The organism is Tropicimonas aquimaris (genome assembly GCF_042676185.1).
Lineage (GTDB): Bacteria > Pseudomonadota > Alphaproteobacteria > Rhodobacterales > Rhodobacteraceae > Tropicimonas > Tropicimonas aquimaris.
The window spans coordinates 1-2285 of the sequence record NZ_JBHTJT010000071.1 but is presented as its reverse complement, the minus strand read 5'-3'; the positions used below and the strand labels follow the sequence as shown (position 1 = coordinate 2285).

Sequence of the window (2285 nt, the reverse complement as noted above, 5' to 3'; positions counted from 1 at the left end):
AAAGTCGTCCACCTTTGCCCTTCTTGATTTGACGGAGGGAGGGCGGGAGGATCTTCACCGTGGATTTGTATCGCATGGTTTGTCTGGCGTGCGCGGAAGGCATGAGTCAGCGTGAAGCGGCCCGGCATTTCGGAATATCTCGTGACAGGGTTCGCAAGATCTTGGCGTTTTCGGTTCCGCCGGGTTACCGGCGTTCAGCACCGATCAAGCGCCCGAAGCTGGACGGGTTCACCGGGATCATCGATCAGTGGCTATCGGAGGATCGGGAGCGCCCTCGAAAGCAGCGCCATACGGCCAAGCGGATCTTTGAGCGGCTCCGTGACGAGCACGGGTACGCGGGCGGTTACACCATCATCAAGGACTACGTGCGGGAACACGGTCGGCGGCATCGCGAAGTGTTCGTTCCCCTGACGCACACGCCGGGTCATGCCCAGGCCGACTTTGGCGAAGCGGTCGTGGTGATCGGAGGCGTTGAACAGAAGGCCCACTTCTTCGCGCTGGATGTGCCGCATAGCGATGCCTGCTATGTCCGGGCTTATCCGGCGGCGACGGCGGAAGCTTGGATGGATGGCCATGTCCACGCCTTCGCGTTCTTCGGAGCTGTGCCGCAGTCGATCCTTTACGACAACGACCGCTGTTTGGTGGCGAAGATCGAACCGGATGGGACACGCCGCAGAGCAAAGCTGTTCAGCGAGATGCTGTCCCACTACGTGATCCGGGATCGCTATGGGCGGCCTGGGAAGGGCAACGACAAAGGTGCTGTAGAGGGGTTGGTCGGCTATTCCCGTCGCAACTTCATGGTGCCAATCCCGACCTTCCCGACCTGGGACACCTTCAATGACTGGCTCGAAGAGCAGTGCCGGAAACGCCAGAATGACAAGCTGCGCGGGCACAGCGAGACGATTGGCGAACGTCTCCAGCGCGATCTGGAGGCGATGGCGCCGCTGCCAGTCACTCCCTTCGAAGCCTGTGACCAGGCGTCCGGGCGGGTCAACTCGCTCGCCTTGGTGCGCTACAAGACCAATGACTATTCGGTGCCGGTTGCCTTCGGATACCGGGATGTCTGGATCCGCGCCTATGTCGACCGGGTAATGATCGGATGTGGTGGGGAGGTTATCGCGCAGCATGGCCGCAGCTACGACCGCGAGGACATGATCTTCGATCCGATCCATTACCTGCCATTGCTGGAGAAGAAGATCGGCGCCTTCGAGCAGGCGGCACCGCTGGCAGGATGGGATCTGCCCAAGGCGTTCGCCACCCTGCAACGGCTGATGGAGGCGCGCCTGCTCAAGGCGGGACGGCGCGAATATGTGCAGGTCCTACGGCTGTTGGAAACCTTCGAGATGGACGAGGTCCATGCTGCCGTGAAGACGGCGCTCCAGATGGGCGCGATCAGCTTCGACGCTGTGAAGCACCTGGTGCTGTGCCGGGTCGAACGGCGACCACCCCGGCTCGATCTGGATGTCTATCCGTTCCTGCCAAGGGCCACGGTAACGACGACATCTGCGGCCAGCTACATGTGCCTGACAACCCGTGGCGCGACATGACGGAAGCGCCGCAGATCCTACTGAACCATCAGCTCAAGAAGCTGAAGCTGCCGACAATCCTGCGGGAATACGATAAGCAGGCCCGGCTCTGTGCTGCCGAGGGTCGTGACCATGTCCAGTTCCTGGTCCGTCTGATCGAACTGGAACTCATCGACCGGGAAAGGCGGATGATTGAACGCCGGATCAAGGCCGCAAAATTCCCAGCAACCAAGAGCCTCGACAGCTTCGACTTCGCGGCAATCCCGTCTCTCAACAAGATGCAGGTGCTGGAACTGGCACGCTGCGAATGGATCGACCGCTGCGAGAACGTCATCGCTCTCGGTCCCAGCGGCACCGGCAAGACCCACGTGGCCCTCGGCCTCGGCCTGGCCGCTTGTCAAAAGGGGATGGCAGTCCGCTTCACCACCGCTGCCGCCATCGTTCACGAGTTGATGGAAGCACGAGACGAGCGCCAACTCCTGCGGCTTCAGAAGCAACTGGTGAAACAGAAACTCCTGATCATCGACGAACTGGGCTTCGTACCTCTCAGCAAGACCGGTGCCGAACTGTTGTTCGAACTGATCTCCCAGCGATACGAGCGCGGCTCCATCCTGATCACCTCAAACCTCCCGTTCGATGAATGGACCGAAACCTTCGGATCCGAGCGCCTCACAGGGGCCTTGCTCGACCGCCTGACCCACCATGTCTCAATCCTGGAGATGAACGGCGACAGCTTTCGGCTGGCACAAAGCAAGGCCC

Annotated in this window: 2 protein-coding genes; both read left to right on the top strand. The window is 60.9% G+C overall.

Annotated features, from left to right (window positions below):
• Positions 1 to 59 precede the first annotated feature (59 nt).
• The gene (istA, locus tag ACFQ2S_RS24770; RefSeq protein WP_449369422.1) at positions 60 to 1547 is read left to right on the top strand and encodes an IS21 family transposase; all 1488 of its coding nucleotides are present in this window, start codon (positions 60 to 62) and stop codon (positions 1545 to 1547) included.
• The coding region (gene istB / locus ACFQ2S_RS24765) for an IS21-like element helper ATPase IstB (RefSeq protein ID WP_386079426.1) at positions 1544 to 2285 on the top strand (742 nt) is incomplete at its 3' end. The genes istA and istB, both read left to right, overlap by 4 nt.